The organism is Roseobacter ponti, from assembly GCF_012932215.1.
In the GTDB taxonomy this organism is placed as follows: domain Bacteria; phylum Pseudomonadota; class Alphaproteobacteria; order Rhodobacterales; family Rhodobacteraceae; genus Roseobacter; species Roseobacter ponti.
This window is the reverse complement of the sequence record NZ_CP048788.1, coordinates 579,354-596,327: the sequence shown is the minus strand read 5'-3', so window position 1 is coordinate 596,327 and position 16,974 is coordinate 579,354. Positions and strand designations below refer to the sequence as shown.

13 protein-coding genes are annotated in these 16,974 nt (G+C 59.3%); 6 read left to right on the top strand and 7 right to left on the bottom strand.

Translation table 11 applies throughout. From position 1 onward, the window contains the following. Positions 1-240: 240 nt before the first annotated feature. Complete coding sequence (locus G3256_RS02905; RefSeq protein WP_169639407.1) at positions 241-1,083, bottom strand: LysR family transcriptional regulator; 843 nt, start codon at positions 1,081-1,083, stop codon at positions 241-243. Positions 1,084-1,188: 105 nt separating this feature from the next. On the opposite strand from G3256_RS02905, the gene G3256_RS02900 reads away from it, so the two are divergent. Genes G3256_RS02900 through G3256_RS02880 form a run of 5 tightly spaced genes read left to right on the top strand, consistent with a single transcriptional unit; the run spans position 1,189 to position 5,983 of the window. Beyond that, positions 1,189-1,788, top strand: a complete 600-nt coding sequence (locus G3256_RS02900) for an amino acid synthesis family protein (protein ID WP_169639406.1) — start codon at positions 1,189-1,191, stop codon at positions 1,786-1,788. Continuing rightward, the gene (locus tag G3256_RS02895; protein WP_169639405.1) at positions 1,760-2,548 is read left to right on the top strand and encodes an alpha/beta fold hydrolase; all 789 of its coding nucleotides are present in this window, start codon (positions 1,760-1,762) and stop codon (positions 2,546-2,548) included. Before G3256_RS02900 ends, G3256_RS02895 begins: the two co-directional genes overlap by 29 nt. Then, positions 2,545-3,459 (top strand): flavin reductase family protein, encoded by a 915-nt coding sequence (locus G3256_RS02890; protein ID WP_169639404.1) that lies wholly within the window; start codon positions 2,545-2,547, stop codon positions 3,457-3,459. Before G3256_RS02895 ends, G3256_RS02890 begins: the two co-directional genes overlap by 4 nt. Before the next feature lie 2 nt (positions 3,460-3,461). After that, positions 3,462-4,496 carry an LLM class flavin-dependent oxidoreductase gene (locus tag G3256_RS02885; RefSeq protein WP_169639403.1) on the top strand — a complete coding sequence of 345 codons (1,035 nt, stop codon included), beginning with the start codon at positions 3,462-3,464 and terminating at the stop codon, positions 4,494-4,496. 8 nt (positions 4,497-4,504) lie between these two features. Next, the gene (locus G3256_RS02880; protein ID WP_169639402.1) at positions 4,505-5,983 is read left to right on the top strand and encodes an aldehyde dehydrogenase; all 1,479 of its coding nucleotides are present in this window, start codon (positions 4,505-4,507) and stop codon (positions 5,981-5,983) included. Positions 5,984-6,126: 143 nt separating this feature from the next. On the opposite strand, the gene tuf is transcribed toward G3256_RS02880, so the two are convergent. The 4 genes from tuf to rpsL form a co-directional block, all read right to left on the bottom strand. Further along, a complete protein-coding gene (tuf, locus tag G3256_RS02875) occupies positions 6,127-7,302 on the bottom strand; it encodes an elongation factor Tu (protein ID WP_169639388.1) in 1,176 nt (391 codons plus the stop codon). Positions 7,303-7,404: 102 nt separating this feature from the next. After that, positions 7,405-9,531, bottom strand: coding sequence for an elongation factor G (gene fusA / locus G3256_RS02870; protein ID WP_169639401.1), 2,127 nt, complete (start codon positions 9,529-9,531; stop codon positions 7,405-7,407). A 63-nt stretch (positions 9,532-9,594) separates the two neighbouring features. Then, a complete protein-coding gene (gene rpsG, locus G3256_RS02865) occupies positions 9,595-10,065 on the bottom strand; it encodes a 30S ribosomal protein S7 (protein ID WP_067928015.1) in 471 nt (156 codons plus the stop codon). A 12-nt stretch (positions 10,066-10,077) separates the two neighbouring features. Then, on the bottom strand, positions 10,078-10,449 hold the full coding sequence (gene rpsL, locus G3256_RS02860) for a 30S ribosomal protein S12 (RefSeq protein ID WP_011570072.1): 372 nt from the start codon (positions 10,447-10,449) through the stop codon (positions 10,078-10,080). 300 nt (positions 10,450-10,749) lie between these two features. On the opposite strand from rpsL, the gene G3256_RS02855 reads away from it, so the two are divergent. Next, positions 10,750-11,673 (top strand): putative rhamnosyl transferase, encoded by a 924-nt coding sequence (locus G3256_RS02855; RefSeq protein WP_246227741.1) that lies wholly within the window; start codon positions 10,750-10,752, stop codon positions 11,671-11,673. Here the strand turns inward: G3256_RS02855 and G3256_RS02850 are convergent. Together G3256_RS02850 and rpoC are read right to left on the bottom strand one after the other, a co-directional pair. Further along, entirely contained in the window at positions 11,641-12,507 is an 867-nt protein-coding gene (locus G3256_RS02850; RefSeq protein ID WP_169639400.1) for a DMT family transporter, read from the bottom strand. The genes G3256_RS02855 and G3256_RS02850 overlap by 33 nt on opposite strands. 197 nt (positions 12,508-12,704) lie before the next feature. Then, positions 12,705-16,952 (bottom strand): DNA-directed RNA polymerase subunit beta', encoded by a 4,248-nt coding sequence (gene rpoC / locus G3256_RS02845; protein WP_169639399.1) that lies wholly within the window; start codon positions 16,950-16,952, stop codon positions 12,705-12,707. Positions 16,953-16,974: the final 22 nt, after the last annotated feature.

Below are 16,974 nucleotides of genomic sequence, written 5' to 3'. Positions count from 1 at the left end.
GGTCCAACGGAAAAGGGCGCGGCTGACCGCACCCTGATTGGATTTGGGTCGTTTAGGGGGTCGCGCTACAAAACGCAATGAGATTCTTCGGAAAATCATCCGACTTTTCAGGTTTTCTGATCGCGCGTCAAAAGCCCGGTCCGGCCGGATGACCCGCCGCGCGATAAAAGGGACTTTAACCGGCGACGTGCCTGGATCAGCGGCCACTGACACCAAAGACCATCGCAACGTCAAAAAAGCTCAGGTGGTCAGCTTTTCGAGCAACCAGTCACGAAACCGACCGGCTTCCGGCTTATCTGGGGTAACCGACAGGTAATAGCCCTCGTCGGCGGCAACAGACGCGGGATGCGCTGGCTCAAGAAGTCCCGACTTCAGAGCATGACCCGCCAGCAGTTCGCTCACCAGCGCCACACCGCTGCCGTGCACCGCCAGCTGCAAAGCCATGCCGTATGTATCGGTGTAAAAAGACGGAGGCCTGGTGTCTCCGACTTCTTTTGCCCAGGTTTGCCAGCCGCCCGACGTGCCAACCGCCTCAATCAGGGGAAGATCTTCCAGCGCACCGCTTAGCGCGGGTGATTTCAGCGCAACAAGCCGGTTGGGCAGCAGAAGTTCGGCGTTTTCTCCGGCCTGCCTGAGTGACCCGAAGCGGATTTCCAGATCAGCACGGGCCGACTGAAAATCATCAGGCCAGATCGCACTGAGAAACCTGAGCCTGAGCGACAGGTGATGCCGCGTGAAATCCGGCAGCAGGGGCGCGATGACCCATTGCACCACGCTTACAGAAGCCGCGATGGTCAGCAGCCCCTTATCCGGCCCTGCATCAGCCCCGTCCATCGCCACGGCCAGCGCCTGCAGCGGCACGCCCACTTCCGGCAACAGGCGGCGTCCCGCATCGGTCAGTGCGAGCCCCCGGGCATGGCGCACAAAAAGCGGCACTCTGAGCCGTGTTTCAAGCGATTTCACCTGCTGGCTGACGGCGGACTGTGTCAGTCCGATCTCTTCGGCGGCAGCGGTAAAACTCAGGTTCCGCGCCGCAGCTTCGAATGAGCGCAGCCAGGTCAGCGGGGGAAGGTTTTTTCTCACTGGTCAAATCTGCCATTAGTGTTTGTAATACCTAAGCGTGACTTTCATTCGTTTGTCAAAATTCCGGGTGCTTTCTACTGTTCTGGTCAGCAATGAGGAGTGACCATGACGCCCGACATCCGGAAAATCGTGACCTATGACGAAGAGGTCTTCATCGAAGGGTTCCGCGCTGCGAAAACGCCATGGCGCATGTTTGCCGTGGCGGCCGTGCTGCGAAACCCCTGGGCAGGCCGTTATGTCGAAGACCTGACGCCTGAGATCCGCGCCTATGGTCCGGTTCTCGGCAGTATGATGGCGGACAGGATGATCGCTCTTGCGGGCAGCGGCGCGCAGATCGAAGCGTACGGAAAGGCCGCCGTGGTCGGACTGGACGGCGAGATAGAGCATGCGTCCGGGCTGATCCACACTCTGCGGTTCGGCAATTTTTATCGGGAAGCCGTCGCGGCGAAATCCTATCTTGCTTTTACCAACACCCGCGGCCCGGCCAACGCGCCGATCCTGGTTCCGTTGATGGACAAGAACGACGCTGGCCGGCGCTCGCATTATCTGACGATCCAGTTCGCCGTCCCTGATGCGCCGCGCGATGACGAGGTGGTCGTTGTCCTCGGCGCGGCGCTGTCCGGCAGACCGCATCACCGTATCGGAGACCGCTATCAGGACCTGAAGGATCTGGGCCATGACCTCGACAACCCTGCGTCGGTCTGAGATCGCAGGCCTTGCCACGACCCGGACCGGCACAGGGCGGCCGGTCCTGCTTCTGCATGGCGTGGGCCTGCGGGCCGAAGCATGGCAAAAGCAGTTTGACGCCCTCGCAGGCTGCGGTCAGGTGATTGCACCCGATATGCCCGGCCACGGTCTCAGCCCCTGCCCGACCGGTGAGATGGCGCTCGCGGATTACACCGCTGCGATGCGCGGCGTCCTTGAAGAGCTGCCCGGGCGCGCGCTGGTTATCGGTCATTCCATGGGGGCGATGATCGCGCTGTCTCTGGCCAGTGCTGCCCCGGAAAAAGTCTGTGGGGTCGCTGCGCTGAATGCCGTTTTCGAGCGCAGCCCCGCGGCCGCAAAAGCAGTCCAGGCGCGCGCCGCGGACCTTGACGGAAAAACAGTGCCCGATCCTGCGGCCACCCTTCAGCGCTGGTTCGGAGATGACCTGTCACCTGAGCGGTCAGCCTGCAGGACATGGCTGCAGGAAGTGGACCCGGCGGGATATAAACAGGCCTATACGGCCTTTGCCCGTGCAGACGCGCCGACCCGCGCGTCACTGACCGCGATAAAATGCCCCGCGCGGTTTATCACCGGTTCGCTTGAGCCGAATTCCACGCCGGAGATGTCCCGTGCGATGGCCGACCTGACGCCTGGCGGACGGGCCATCATTATCAAGGGCGCGGCGCATATGATGCCGCTGACCCATCCGGAGGCTGTGAATGCGGCACTGCGCGCGCTTGCACAGGAGGCACCGGCATGACCGGGCCTGATAAACGCGCCCTGCGCAATGCCTTTGGCAGCTACATGACCGGTGTCACCGTCGTGACGACCAGGACTACCGACGGAACACCGGTTGGCTTTACGGCGAATTCATTCACATCCGTCTCGCTTGATCCGCCCCTGCTGCTTGTCTGCCCCGGCCGGTTTCTGTCGAGCTTCGACAGCTTTTCGACCTGCTCGCATTTTGCGGTGAATATCCTTTCCGAGGGCCAGGAAGAGGTGGCGAACACCTTCGCCGGTTACAAAGGCGATCGTTTTGCCCGGGTGCAGTGCGTCCCCGATGAGATGGGCAGCCCTTTGATCCACGGTGCCCTTGCGCAGTTTTCCTGCAGTACGCACCAGTCCCTCGACGCGGGAGATCACCAGATTCTCATCGGCAGGATCCGCAGCTTTGAGCACTTTGAAGGCCGGGGGCTTGGCTATGCCGGAGGGCGGTTTTTCAGCCTCGGTCTGGAACGATCCGCGCTCGGGCATGCAGGCAGCACAACAGTCTCCGGTGCTATCGTAACCTGTGGCGACGGCGTATTGCTCGAAAAGACCGATGCCGGATATCGCCCCCCTCAGATACCTGTCCCGGACAGCAGTCGCCTGCGAAGAGACCTGGTCGACAGCCTTTCAGAACGCGGCCTGCACATCGACCTCGGGCCCGCCTATTCGGTGTTCGACGACGGTAAAACCTGGTCGTCATACTTCATCGCGTCGGCATCAAAGCCTTACACCGGCAGCCTTGAAGTGCATCCGGTCCCGGACATACCGAACCTGCCTTTCGCCTCAAAACCCGTTCACGACATGATGAACCGTTTCGCTGTAGAATCGCAGACCCGCAGCTTCGGGTTTTACCTTGGCGGTGCTGACCGCGGCGACATTCATCATTTACCAGAAAGGACCTGAACATGGAGTTTTCACTCTTTGCGCATATGGAACTCCTGACACCGGACCAGCCGCACGCTCAACTCAACGAAGAACTGCTTGCCCTGTGCAGAATGGCCGATGAAGGAGGGATGCGCGCGGTCTGGACAGGTGAGCACCACGGGATGGAATTCACGATCGCGCCCAATCCCCTGATGTCGCTGGTTAATATCGCCGCCCACACAAAGAACGTCAGACTGGGAACGGGGACGGTCATCGCGCCGTTCTGGCATCCGATCAAACTGGCAGGTGAAGCCGCAGCAGCCGATCTTATGACCGGCGGACGGATTGAGCTTGGCATTGCAAGGGGAGCATATTCTTACGAATACGAGCGACTGATGCCGGGTATGGATGCCTGGGAGGCCGGTCAGAGAATGCGGGAAACCGCGTCTTTGCTGCCGAAACTCTGGGCCGGAGACTGTGCACATGAAGGGGAGTTTTACAGCTTTCCCGCCACGACGGCGGTGCCCGGACCCGTGCAGGACGGTGGCCCGCCGATCTGGATTGCAGCGAGGGACCCGAACAGTCACGAATTCGGCGTCAGGAACGGCTTCAATATTCAGGTGACGCCCCTTTGGCAGGGCCTGCAGGAAATTGAAACGCTGATGGGCCGTTTCAATCAAGCATGCGCCGGATATGACGGGCCGCGCCCGAAGATCATGCTGTTGCATCATAGCTATGTCGGCTCCGACGCCGAGGATGTCGCACAGGCCGCGCGTGAGTTATCACGCTTTTACTGTCATTTCGGAGCATGGTTTCAGAACAAGCGCCCAGTCGAAAAAGGTCTGATCGCACCGCTGTCTGATGAAGAGATGGCGTCCAACACGATGATGGCACCGGAAAATATGGCGCGCGACCTGACCATTGGCACGGCGGATGAAATCATCGAAAAGATCAGAAAATATGAAGATCTCGGGTATGATGAATATGCGTTCTGGATTGACAGCGGCATGAGCTTTGAGCGCAAACGCGCATCGCTCGGGCGGTTTATCAACGACGTCATGCCGGCTTTCAGATGAGGGATCCGATGGATAAAAAACCGCATTATCAGCTTTTCATAGACGGCAGCCGGAGCGAGGGCTCGGAAGGCCAGGTCATGACATCGCAGAACCCCGCAACAGGGCGGGACTGGGCCACATTCGCCTGCGCCTCAAAGGCAGACGTGGACCGTGCCATAGGTGCGGCTCGGCGTGTGCTGAATGACCCTGTCTGGCGTGACATGACCCAGACGCAAAGAGGAAAACTCCTCTATCGCCTCGCCGGGCTGATCGAAGAGAATGCGCAGGAAATCGGCCGGATCGAGACGACCGACAGCGGTAAACTGCTGGCGGAGACGGCCAGCCAGTCGGCCTATGTCGGCGATTACTATCGCTATTACGCCGGTCTGGCTGACAAGATCGAGGGTGCCGTGCTGCCCATCGATAAACCGGACATGCACGTTTTTACGCGACGCGAGCCGATCGGTGTGGTGGCCGCGATTGTGCCCTGGAATGCCCAGATGTTCCTGACAGCGACAAAGCTCGGACCGGCGCTTGCGGCGGGCTGCGCGGTGGTGTTGAAAGCCTCCGAAACTGCTCCCGCGCCGCTGTTCGAATTCGCGCGGCTGATTGAACAGGCAGGCTTCCCGCCGGGCGTTGTCTCTGTGATTACAGGTGACGCTGAAAACTGTGCTATCCCGCTGACACGCCATCCCGATGTCGATCGTATCGCCTTTACCGGCGGTCCGGAAGCTGCGCGGCATGTGGTGCGCAATTCAGCGGAGAACTTCGCGGTCACCACACTGGAACTGGGTGGCAAGTCGCCCGTTATCGTCTTTGAGGATGCAGATCTTGACGGGGCGGCCAACGGTCTGATCGCGGGCAATTTCGGCGCGTCGGGGCAAAGCTGTGTTGCCGGTACACGGGGCCTCGTGCATCGCTCCGTGCTCAAAGCCGTCGCCGAGAAAATCGAAGAAAAGATGGCGGCGGTGATAATTGGTGATCCTCTTGAGCCCGACACTCAGATCGGTCCGCTGTGCACGGCCGGTCAGATCACGAAAATTGAGGAAACGCTTGCCGCTGCCGTCGCCGGTGGCGCGACGATACGGTTTGGCGGCGCGCGGCTGCAGCGGCCCGGCAATTACATGGCGCCGACACTTGTGGAATGTGCCGATGCAGACACCGAAACGCTGAAAGTTGAGATGTTCGGGCCTGTCATGTCGCTCCTGGCCTTTGACTCCGAGGAAGAAGCGATTGCGATAGCCAACAACACGCCCTTTGGCCTCGGCTCCGGTGTATTTACTCAAAACGTGGCCCGTGCGCACCGGGTATCGGCGCGGCTGAAGGCAGGGATATGCTGGGTCAACACTTACCGCGCAGTATCCCCGATTGCGCCGTTCGGTGGCTACGACCAGTCCGGATACGGTCGGGAGGCCGGCATGGAAGCGATCTGTGATTACACGCGCACCAAGACGACGTGGATCAGCACGTCAGACGCACCGATGGCCAATCCGTTTGTTATGCGCTGATCGTCCGTCTGCCCCGCCGGGTCTCATGCAGGGTTGCCACACGACCGGCACCTGTCCGACAGCAAAAAGGCCGCAGCGGGTGTGCTGCGGCCTTTTCTTTGTCTCTGCCGTGTGGCTGCGACCGGGTCGCAGCACGCGCGGGCTTACTCAGTGATCTTCGACACAACGCCCGCGCCGACGGTGCGGCCGCCTTCGCGGATCGCAAAGCGCAGGCCGTTCTCCATCGCGATCGGTGCGATCAGCTCAACGCCGAACGACACGTTGTCGCCTGGCATAACCATCTCGGTGCCTTCGTTCAGCTGAACCGTGCCGGTCACATCCGTGGTCCGGAAGTAGAACTGCGGACGGTAGTTCGCAAAGAACGGCGTGTGACGGCCACCCTCTTCTTTGGTGAGGATATAGGCCTCGGCCTCGAACTTGGTGTGCGGCGTCACGGAACCGGGCTTGCACAGCACCTGACCGCGCTCAACACCCTCGCGCTCAACACCACGCAGCAGGGCGCCGATGTTGTCGCCGGCTTCACCACGATCCAGCAGTTTGCGGAACATTTCCACGCCGGTGCAGGTCGTCTTTTTGGTGTCGCGGATGCCGACGATTTCGATCTCGTCACCTACGTTGATCACGCCACGCTCGACACGACCGGTCACAACCGTACCACGGCCGGAGATCGAGAAGACGTCCTCGACCGGCATCAGGAAGGGCTGGTCGATCGCACGCTCAGGTGTCGGAATCCACTCGTCCACAGCCGCCATCAGCTTGCGGATGGACTCTTCGCCGATCTCGGGGTTGTCGCCGTTCATCGCCGCCAGCGCCGAGCCGGGGATCACGGGAATGTCGTCGCCGGGGTAATCATACGAGCTCAGCAGCTCGCGGATTTCCATCTCAACCAGCTCCAGCAGCTCGTCGTCGTCCACCTGGTCGACCTTGTTCATGTAGACAACCATCGTCGGGATGCCGACCTGACGGCCGAGCAGGATGTGCTCGCGCGTCTGGGGCATCGGGCCGTCGGCCGCGTTCACAACCAGGATCGCGCCGTCCATCTGCGCCGCACCGGTGATCATGTTCTTGACGTAGTCGGCGTGGCCGGGGCAGTCGACATGCGCATAGTGGCGCGCGTCTGTCTCGTATTCCACGTGCGCGGTCGAGATCGTGATCCCGCGGGCTTTCTCCTCGGGCGCGCCGTCAATCTGGTCGTACGCCTGGAAATCGCCGAAATATTTCGTGATCGCAGCCGTCAGCGTCGTCTTGCCGTGGTCAACGTGACCAATCGTGCCGATGTTCACGTGCGGTTTATTACGTTCAAACTTTGCCTTTGCCATGATGGCCTCCTTGGGGTGTTCTTTGTGGCGGTCCGGCCGCCGGTGTCTGATATCGGCGCGCCCCGGGGCGCGCCTTTTGGCCGCCCCGCCGGGGCGACGTCGTTAAGCGAATTTGGCCTGAATCTCGTCAGAGATGTTCTGCGGCACCGGATCATAGTGATCGAACTGCATGGTAAACTGCGCACGGCCCGAAGACATGGAACGCAGCGTGTTGATGTAGCCGAACATATTCGCCAGCGGCACGAAAGCATCAATCGCAATCGCATTGCCGCGCGGCTCCTGGCCGGTCACCTGACCACGACGTGAAGTCAGATCGCCGATGATGCCACCGGTGTATTCCTCCGGTGTGATCACTTCGACTTTCATGATGGGCTCAAGCAGCTTTGCACCAGCCTTTTTCATGCCTTCCCGCATACCCATCCGACCGGCGATTTCAAACGCCAGAACAGAGGAGTCCACGTCATGGTATTTGCCTTCGATCAGCGCGACCTTGAAGTCGATCACAGGGAAGCCGGCAAGCGGACCGGAGTCCATGACGGATTTGATACCCTTTTCAACACCCGGGATGTATTCCTTGGGCACCGAACCACCGACGACGCGGGACTCGAACGAATATCCTTCGCCCGGCTCTGTCGGCGTGATGATCATCTTGACCTCAGCGAACTGACCCGACCCACCAGACTGTTTCTTGTGGGTATATACGATCTCAGCTTCACGGCTGACTGTTTCACGATAGGCCACCTGCGGCGCACCGATGTTGGCCTCAACCTTGAATTCGCGCTTCAGGCGGTCAACGAGGATATCGAGGTGAAGTTCCCCCATGCCCTTCATGATTGTCTGACCGGATTCCAGATCGGTTTCCACGCGGAAGGAAGGATCCTCGGCCGCAAGACGCGCCAGACCCTGAGACATTTTCTCTTGGTCAGCCTTTGTTTTCGGCTCGACCGCGATCTCGATCACAGGATCAGGGAACGTCATCGTTTCCAGCACGACCGGGTCATTGACCGCACAGAGCGTATCACCGGTTGTGGTGTCTTTCAGACCCGCCAGAGCAATGATGTCGCCGGCAAAGGCTTCGTCGATCTCTTCACGGTTGATCGAGTGCATCATCATCATCCGGCCGACGCGCTCTTTCTTGCCTTTTGTAGAGTTGAGCAGTGTATCGCCCTTCTTCAGCTGGCCGGAATAAATGCGGGTAAAGGTCAGCGAGCCCACAAAGGGGTCGTTCATGATTTTGAATGCCAGGCCGGAGAACGCCATCTCATCATCCGCACGGCGCGGAATGTTACGGACTTCTTCCTCGTCGCCGGGTTTGAACCCCATGTAATCAACAACGTCCAGCGGGCTGGGCAGATAGTCGATTACGGCGTTGAGCAGAGGTTGCACGCCCTTGTTCTTGAACGCAGAACCACAAAGAACGGGGATGAATTTGATCGCGAGCGTGCCTTTGCGGATCAGCTTACGCAGCGTATCCACATCCGGCTCGGCACCGTCCATCAGATAGTTTTCCATCGCGTCATCGTCCATCTCGACCGCAGTCTCGATGAGGTGGCCGCGCCATTCGTCAGCCTGGGCTTTCAGGCTGTCACGGATCGGCTTTTTCACCCAGGACGCGCCGAGATCTTCACCTTCCCAGACCCACTCTTCCATGGTCACGAGATCGATCATGCCCTCAAGCTCGGTCTCTGCGCCGATCGGGATCTGGATCGGTGCGGGGGTTGCACCCGTACGGTCTTTGATCATCTTGACGCAGTTGAAGAAATCAGCGCCGATCTTGTCCATCTTGTTGACGAAAACAATGCGCGGAACCTTGTAGCGGTCCGCCTGACGCCAGACAGTTTCCGTCTGTGGCTCAACGCCGGCGTTTGCATCGAGCACAGCAACCGCGCCGTCAAGAACCGCCAGCGAACGCTCAACTTCAATGGTGAAGTCCACGTGGCCGGGCGTGTCGATGATGTTCATGCGGTATTTGGTGTCGGATGTACCGTCGGATGTGGGCTCTTCCTGACGCTGCCAGAAAGTTGTCGTAGCAGCAGAAGTAATCGTGATGCCACGTTCCTGCTCCTGCTCCATCCAGTCCATCGTAGCCGCACCATCGTGCACCTCACCGATGTTGTGAGACTTGCCTGTATAGAACAGAATGCGCTCGGAGCATGTTGTTTTACCGGCATCGATGTGGGCCATGATGCCGAAGTTACGGTAGCGTTGGAGCGGATAATCGCGTGCCATGGAGCTGCTTCCTCAGAATATCTGAAACGGTTGATCGCGCCCTTCAGCGAGGGCGCGAAATAATTACCAGCGGTAGTGGCTGAACGCTTTGTTGGCGTCTGCCATCTTGTGGGTGTCTTCGCGCTTTTTCACCGCGGTACCGCGGGACTGAACAGCATCCAGAAGTTCACCGGCAAGGCGCTCTTCCATGGTGTTCTCGTTGCGGGCGCGCGATGCTTTGATCAGCCAGCGGATGGCCAGCGCTTCGCGGCGCTCGGGGCGCACTTCGACGGGCACCTGGTATGTTGCACCACCAACCCGGCGCGAGCGAACCTCGACGGAGGGTTTGATGTTGTCGAGCGCTTCGTGGAACACCTCGATGGGTGCGCGCTTGATCTTGTCCTCAACGCGGGTCATCGCGTTATAGACGATACGTTCTGCGACCGACTTTTTGCCGTCGATCATCAGGTTGTTCATGAATTTTGTCAGAACCAGATCACCGTATTTGGCGTCTGGCAGAACTTCGCGTTTTTCGGCTGCGTGGCGACGGGACATGCTGTATTCCTCTTACTTCGGACGCTTGGCGCCGTATTTCGAACGACGCTGCTTACGGTCTTTCACGCCCTGAGTATCCAGGACACCGCGCAGGATGTGGTAACGCACACCGGGAAGGTCTTTCACACGACCGCCACGGATCAGAACCACGGAGTGCTCCTGAAGGTTGTGGCTCTCGCCCGGGATGTAGCTGATGACTTCAAAGCCATTGGTCAGACGGACCTTCGCCACTTTCCGCATCGCCGAGTTCGGCTTTTTCGGTGTGGTTGTGTAAACACGCGTACAAACGCCACGCTTCTGCGGGCATTCCTGCAGGTGCATGGACTTTGAACGTTTAATTTTTGGCTGCCGCGGTTTGCGGATCAGCTGCTGGATCGTTGGCATTCCGGTTGGTTCCCCGTTTAGCTCACATATGTGTGCACAAAGACGCCCTTTGTGCGGTTTCAGTTGTCACAGCCACATGCGTCCACAGGGCCGTCCGGTGCGCGGATGCGCGTTTGTCTCTTGCCGCGCATGTACCCGCGACAACAAAAAAACCGCCTCCGTTTCCGTACCGGGGAAACGACGCGGTGGGTTTACAGAGGATCGGGCCGATAGGGGGCCGGATCGTGACCACTTCATTTTGATTTCAAAGGACAGAGTGCTCCTGCCTTCGAGATGTCGCGCGTATAAAAGGAGTCGCCCGTGGTGTCAACAGCCCCCTCCGATCTTGTCTCCGTGCATCAGCGCTGCAATGGTGGCTGCAGCCCGATCACGGAAACGAAGGGACGCAGCGAGATGCAGGTCATTGGCCTTTGCCGGTTTTCCTATCCCGCCATCGGCGGGTTTCAGGTCACGCATCCAAGTCCCGAAGACCGCATGAAAAGCCTCTGGGCCCCGGAGCGGATGGCATCGCGGTTTGCAACCTTCGAAGCATATACCTTGCCCTGCATCCGCGCCCAGACAGATGGCGATTTTACCTTCATCATTGTAATCGGTGACACCATGCCGCGGACCTATAAATCCCGCTTGCAGGAGCTGGTCGCCGATGTGCCACAGATTGTGATCCGCGAGCATGCCCCCGGCAAGCACCGGCGCGTTATGAGCGGTGTAATAAATGCTGAGCGCGCGCGCAGCAAATCGCCCTGCCTTCAGTTCCGGCTGGATGATGACGACGCGGTGGCGCTGCATTTTGTAGCCGAACTGCGCCGCCGCGCGGGTCAGGCCCTGCCGGTGCTTTCTGATCACCGCAGCCTTGCGATCGATTTCAACCAGGGTTTCGTCGTGCATTCCGGACCGGATGGCATCAGCGCAGCACCCGTGCGCGAACGCTGCTGGACGCCCGGACTTGCGGTCATGCTGCAGCCCCGCACCCGCCTTACTGTGATGAACTTCAACCATTCGCGCATCTGGGAACGGATGCCCGTGCTGTCCTTTCCCGGCGAGGATATGATGATACGCGGACACACTGAGTATAACGACTCGCGCCAGAAGTCGGCCGCGCGCCCCGTAAAAACCACCCTGCTCGACAAGGACCACGAGGACTACTTTCGCATGGCCTTCAATGTGGATGCAGACGAGGTTCGCCGGCTTTTCTCACCGGCGCATCAGGCTGCGTTCACGGTATAGGGTAAAAAGCCCGGTCGCCACGATGATCGCCGCCCCGGCCAGGGTCAGCGGCGCCGGCCAGTCGCCGAAAACAAACCATCCCAGCGCCAGCGCCCAGATCAGACCGGTATAGCGGAAGGGTGCGATGAAACTCACGTCTCCTGCCCGCATCACCTGCACCGAAAAGAAGTAGCCTCCCACGATGAATACGGATGAGGCAAGGACAAGCCCGCCCAGCCAGGGCGTCACCGGTGCCCAGGTGATGGTCAGCGACGCAAGGCCGGCAGCCACCAGAACCGTGACCGACGCACTCAGCGTGACTAGCAAAGACGGCACACCGGGCGACAACCGTCGGGTCGAAAGGTCCCGAACCGTCACGCAGATGACTGCAATGAGCGCATATAAGGACCAGACGTTAAAGCCATCTGTGCCCGGGCGTACGATCAGCAGCATCCCGGCAAACCCGATCCCGATCGCCAGAAACCGCCGCCAGCCAACCGGTTCCTGAAAAAACACCGCCGATCCGAGCGTCACCGTCAGCGGCAGCACCTGAAGGATCGCCGTGACATTCGCCAGCGGCATTTCCAGCAGAGCAGTCACAAAGAAATAGGCCGCAGCAACCTCTGCCACCGAGCGCAGCGCGATCAGTCGCCGGTCCTGAGTTGAAACGGCGATCCGCAGGGACCCGCGCTGCCAGGCCAGTCCGCCGATCAGAAGACTGGAAAAAATCCCCCGCAGAAACAGCAGCTGAAAGAGCGGCAGTGCTCCGCCCGCCGCCTTCAGAAACGCGTCATTTATGGTGAAACAGGCCATCGAAACCATCATCAGAATGGCTCCGGTCAGATTTGGCGACATGCTGTGTCCCTTTTGATCCCGCACCATCCCTATGACGCATTCCGGACAAGGTCCAACCCTGTAATGTCACGGGCGATGCAAAGACCCTGTGTCCTGCGGCAGCAGAGGCTTCCGGGATCTGCGAACCCAATGCCCGAAACGAAAAACCCCCGCCGGGTGACCGGCGGGGGTTTCTTTTTCAGTCCAGCCTGATGTGATCAGTCGCGGCTGTCTTCGTCTGCCGGGATCACCTGGTCGAAGACATCGCCACCGACCATGTCATCATCCGCTGAGGGAGCTGCCAGAGCGGCGGCCGCTTCGGCCTCCTCGCGGCGCGCTTCGATCACGACATTGTCGCGATCCTGCGCCACGCGGCGGACCTTCATGGTCGCACCACCGGTGCCGGCCGGGATCAGACGGCCCACGATGACGTTCTCTTTCAGACCGACAAGCTTGTCTTTCTTACCCTGCACCGAGGCTTCGGTAAGAACCCGGGTGGTCTCCTGGAAGGAGGCCGCCGAGATAAAGCTGCGGGTCTGAAGCGACGCCTTGGTGATGCCCAGGAGAATAGGCTCGCCCTGTGCAGGACGTCCGCCTTTGGCCAGTGCCTTTTCATTGGCCTGATCAAACTCCTGCTTATCGACGTGTTCACCTTTCAGCAGCGTCGTGTCACCGGAGTCCTGGATCTCCCACTTCTGCAGCATCTGACGCACGATGACCTCGATGTGCTTGTCGTTGATCTTAACACCCTGCAGGCGGTAGACGTCCTGCACCTCGTCGATCATGTAATCCGCCAGCGCTTCGACACCCATAATGGCCAGAATGTCATGCGGTGCCGGATTGCCGTCCATGATGTAATCGCCCTTCTGGACAAAATCACCTTCCGCGACGGGAATGTGTTTGCCCTTGGGCACCATGTATTCGACCTTTGTGTCCGGATCTTCGGCGGACTCAATCGCGATACGGCGCTTGTTTTTGTAATCCTTACCGTAACGCACATAGCCGTCGATTTCGGCGATAATGGCGTGATCTTTGGGACGACGTGCCTCAAAGAGTTCGGCCACACGCGGCAGACCACCGGTGATGTCCTTGGTCTTGGCGCCTTCACGCGGGATCCGCGCAACAACGTCACCGGCCTGGATCTCGGCGCCATCCTCAATGGAGAGAACCGCATCCACAGACATCGGATAGGTCACAGGGTTGCCCGCATCGTTGCGCACAGGCTCACCATCGCCATCCACCAGAATGATCTCCGGCTTGAGCTCGTTGCCTTTGGGGGCTGCACGCCAGTCGATGACGATCTTCTGTGTCATACCGGTTGCATCGTCGGTCTCGTCCCGCACCGCGATGCCGCTGACAAGGTCAACAAACTTAGCCGTACCGGATTTCTCCGCGATGATCGGCAGCGTATAGGGATCCCACTCAAAGAGCTTGTCGCCGCGTTTCACGTCCTGGCCATCGGTCACAAAGAGCTTGGTGCCGTAACCGACCTTGTGGCTGGCACGTTCCTCGCCGTTCTCGTCCTGAATGATCAGCTTCATGTTCCGGCCCATCACCATGATCTCGCCGGAGGCGTTCTCAAGGGTCGAGGCGTTGTCAAAGACGACCTTGCCGGAATGGCTGGCCTCCAGGAACGACTGCTGACCACCCTGGGCCACGCCGCCGATGTGGAATGTCCGCATCGTCAGCTGTGTACCGGGCTCACCGATCGACTGCGCGGCAATAATGCCGACAGCTTCACCGGTGTTGACCATTGTACCGCGTGCAAGGTCACGACCGTAGCACATGGCGCAGACGCCCTCTTCGGCCTCACAGGTCAGCGGGCTGCGGATCCGCGCGGAGGCCACACCGGCCTCTTCCACAGCATCCGCCATCCGCTCATCGATGAGAGTGCCGGCAGCGAGCAGCACCTCATCCGTGCCCGGACGCATGATGTCTTCCGCGACCACACGACCCAGAATGCGCTCGGACAGCGAAGAAACAACCTCACCATCATTGACCGCGGCCACGGCCGTGATCGACGTCTCTGTGCCACAGTCGTTCATGCGCACGATGCAGTCCTGTGCGACGTCCACCAGACGACGTGTCAGGTAACCTGAGTTCGCCGTTTTAAGAGCGGTATCCGACAGACCCTTACGGGCACCGTGGGTGGAGTTGAAGTACTCCAGAACGGTCAGACCTTCTTTGAAGTTCGAGATGATCGGTGTTTCGATGATGTCGCCGTTCGGCTTGGCCATCAGGCCGCGCATCCCGCCGAGCTGTTTCATCTGCGTCACCGAGCCCCGCGCACCGGAGTGCGCCATCATGTAGACCGAGTTCGGTTCCATTTCAGCACCGGCCTCGTTGCGCTGGCTGGCAGAGATTGAGCCCATCATCGCGTCGGTGACCTTGTCGTTACACTTCGACCAGGCATCGACCACTTTGTTGTACTTCTCGCCCTGAGTGATCAGACCGTCCATGTACTGCTGCTCGAAATCCTTTACCAGCTCGCGCGTCTCTTCGACGATCGGCCATTTGGTATCGGGGATCAGCATGTCGTCCTTGCCGAAGGAAATCCCGGCCTTGAACGCTTCACGGAAGCCCATTGTCATGATCTGATCACAGAAAATGACAGACTCTTTCTGACCGCAGTACCGGTAAACGGTATCGATAACCTGCTGCACTTCTTTCTTACGCAGCAGGCGGTTGACCAGCTCGAACGGTGCCTTGGCATTCAGCGGCAGCAGCGCGCCAAGACGGATCCGCCCGGGCGTCGTTTCAAACCGCTTCATGACCTCAAGACCGTTTTCGTCGATCTGCGGGATCCGGGCCGTGATCTTTGAGTGCAGGTGCACCATGCCGGCATCCAGCGCGTGCTGAACTTCCTCGACGGAGCCGAATACCATGCCTTCACCCGGCATGCCCTCACGCTCCAGTGTGGTATAGTAGAGACCAAGGATCATATCCTGCGACGGCACGATGATCGGTGCGCCGTTTGCAGGCGACAGAACGTTGTTCGTGGACATCATCAGAACGCGCGCTTCAAGCTGAGCTTCAAGCGACAGCGGCACGTGCACGGCCATCTGGTCACCGTCGAAGTCGGCGTTAAATGCCGAACAGACGAGCGGGTGCAGCTGGATCGCCTTGCCTTCGATCAGCACGGGTTCGAACGCCTGAATGCCAAGACGGTGCAATGTAGGTGCACGGTTCAGCATCACCGGATGTTCACGGATCACTTCATCCAGAATATCCCAGACCTCGGGCCGTTCTTTTTCAACCAGTTTCTTGGCCTGTTTCACGGTGCTGGAGAGACCTTTGGCCTCGAGGCGAGAATAGATGAACGGCTTGAAGAGTTCGAGCGCCATCTTTTTGGGCAGACCACACTGATGTAGTTTCAGTTCCGGACCGGTCACGATAACCGAACGGCCCGAGAAGTCGACGCGTTTTCCCAGAAGGTTCTGACGGAAACGACCCTGTTTGCCTTTCAGCATGTCGGAGAGCGATTTCAGCGGACGCTTGTTGGCACCGGTGATCACGCGGCCACGACGGCCGTTGTCAAAGAGCGCATCCACAGATTCCTGCAGCATCCGCTTTTCGTTACGCACGATGATATCGGGCGCGCGCAGCTCAATCAGACGCTTCAGACGGTTGTTGCGGTTGATCACGCGACGGTAGAGATCGTTGAGGTCAGACGTCGCAAAGCGACCGCCATCCAGCGGCACCAGCGGGCGCAGTTCCGGCGGGATCACGGGGATCACCGTCAGCACCATCCACTCCGGACGGTTTCCGGATTCCAGGAAGGACTCAACCACCTTCAGGCGTTTGATGATCTTCTTGGGCTTGAGCTCACCTGTGGCCTCTTTGAGGTCCGCACGCAGTTGCTCTGCTTCGGCCTCAAGATCAATTGCGGCCAGCATTTCGCGGATCGCTTCAGCACCGATGTTGGCAGTGAAAGCGTCCATGCCGAAGGCATCCTGAGCATCCATATACTCTTCTTCGGTCATCATCTGACCGTAGGTGAGGTCTGTGAGGCCCGGCTCGATCACCACATAGTTTTCGAAATAGAGAACCCGCTCCAGATCACGCAGCGTCATGTCCAGCATCAGACCGATGCGCGACGGCAGCGATTTCAGGAACCAGATGTGGGCAACGGGCGAGGCCAGCTCAATGTGGCCCATGCGCTCGCGGCGTACCTTCTGCAGCGTGACTTCCACACCGCATTTCTCGCAGACGACGCCGCGATACTTCATGCGCTTGTATTTGCCGCAGAGACATTCGTAGTCTTTGATCGGGCCAAAGATACGCGCACAGAAAAGACCGTCCCGCTCAGGCTTGAACGTCCGGTAGTTGATGGTCTCGGGCTTTTTGATCTCCCCGAAAGACCAGCTCAGAATGCGCTCAGGCGATGCGAGCGAGACTTTGATCTCGTCGAATACCTTGGGCGGCGTGAGAGGGTTGAACGGGTTGTTTGTCAGTTCCTGGTTCATTTTCAAATCCTTGAAAGGGAGG